General features: G+C 62.2%; 3 protein-coding genes. 1 reads left to right on the top strand and 2 read right to left on the bottom strand.

Annotation, left to right across the window (positions count from 1 at the left end; all coding sequences use genetic code 11):
* Together E4K64_RS39770 and E4K64_RS39765 are read right to left on the bottom strand one after the other, a co-directional pair.
* Positions 1–209: transposase (locus E4K64_RS39770; protein ID WP_135162981.1), on the bottom strand; the 209-nt coding region annotated here is incomplete at its 3' end.
* A gap of 288 nt (positions 210–497) precedes the next feature.
* Positions 498–830, bottom strand: a complete 333-nt coding sequence (locus E4K64_RS39765) for a LexA family protein (protein ID WP_347338668.1) — start codon at positions 828–830, stop codon at positions 498–500.
* Between E4K64_RS39765 and E4K64_RS39760 the strand changes: the two genes are divergently transcribed.
* The coding region (locus tag E4K64_RS39760; protein ID WP_135167634.1) for an IS630 family transposase at positions 798–1,500 on the top strand (703 nt) is incomplete at its 3' end. The genes E4K64_RS39765 and E4K64_RS39760 overlap by 33 nt on opposite strands.

Genomic DNA, 1,500 nt, shown 5'->3' with positions numbered 1-1,500 from the left:
ACGGTGGGTTCGGCGATCCGACTCCCGCCGCCCGGACCGAAAACATCGGCAGCGCTGCCTTCGAGCTGGGCCTTCCACGATGTGATCTGATTGGGGTGAACGTCGAACTGCTCCGCCAGTTGCGCCAGCGTGCGGTCACCCTTGACGGCGGCAAGTGCCACCTTCGCCTTGAAAGCCGGAGTGTGGTTCCGCCGTGCTCGTCTGCTCATCGTCTCTCCTGATTCGCGGGTCAATCTTGCCCGCCGTCAGGCAGAAACTCCACTTATCGCGCTGTTCAGATTTGCGGGACCAGCTCAGTATATGTCGTGTTCACGACATGTCGACGGCTCACCTTTTGCCAGGATGGTAGGTGCTAGTTCTGCTTTGTATCCACTTGGCGTGCGCGCGGCCGTGAGTACGCCACTCGAGCGACTGGTCCGGTCTTTGCTCTGTTGTTTTGTTGTTTGGCAAAACTAGTGGCTCTGCACAGTGATTTTGACTGGTTGGATCTGGGGCGGTCAGACTAGCTCCGGCAGGCTTTTGGGATCGACGAGAACCTCGATGCTGCGAGGCGTCGTTGGCTGCCGTCTGATGAGGCCGGCGCGTTCCAGCGTCAGCACCATTTGGTGAACTGAGGGCGGGCTGATGCGAAAATATTCCTGCATGTCGGTTTCCGCCGGGAGCCTGCGGTGCAGCCGCGTATAGAGGTGGATGAAGGCAAGGTACTGCCCCTGTTTGGGCGTGAAGGTTTTTGCCGAAGGACTCACGCCGGCCATCCGATTCAGTTGTTCGTGCTCGCCTCGATCAAGGAGGCCAGCATGAATGTACGCTATCGGGTCGAACTGAGCCAAGTCGAGCGCACCGAGCTCAAGACGCTGCTGGGCGGTGGCAAGCATGCGTCCCGCAAGCTCAAGCGGGCCCAGATTTTGCTGGCTGCCGATGCCGGGGCCAGCGACGAAGAGATCGCCAGGAGCGTTGGTGTGGGCGGCTCGACAGTGTACCGGACCAAGCGACGCTTCGTGGAGGGCAATCTGGAGCGGGCGCTGAGCGAAGAGCCACGCCCCGGAGCGGAGCGCAAACTCACGGGCAAGGAAGAAGCTCTGCTGGTGGCGACCACCTGTGCCGGTCCGCCCAAGGGCCGCGCCCGCTGGACGCTCAAGCTGCTGGCAGGTGCGATGGTCAAGCTCACCGAGCACAAGAGCCTGTCTCGCGAGACGGTTCGGCGGCGTCTGGCCGAAAATGGTCTCAAACCCTGGCGCAAAGACATGTGGTGCATTCCGCTGGTCGACGGCGAATACGTCGCCCGCATGGAAGACGTGCTCGATCTCTACGCCGAGGCGCCCGACCCCGAGCACCCGGTGGTGTGCTTCGATGAAAGCCCGGTGCAGCTCATCGGCGAGGCACGTCAGCCGATCCCCGCCGAGCCCGGCCGGCTCGAACGTTACGATTACGAGTATCGGCGCAATGGCACCGTCAACCTCTTCGTCCTGCTCGACGTGCATCGCCCCTGGCGCAAGGTCA

It is taken from the genome of Bradyrhizobium frederickii (assembly GCF_004570865.1).
In the GTDB taxonomy this organism is placed as follows: Bacteria; Pseudomonadota; Alphaproteobacteria; order Rhizobiales; family Xanthobacteraceae; genus Bradyrhizobium; species Bradyrhizobium frederickii.
This window is presented reverse-complemented; position numbering and strand designations above follow the sequence as displayed.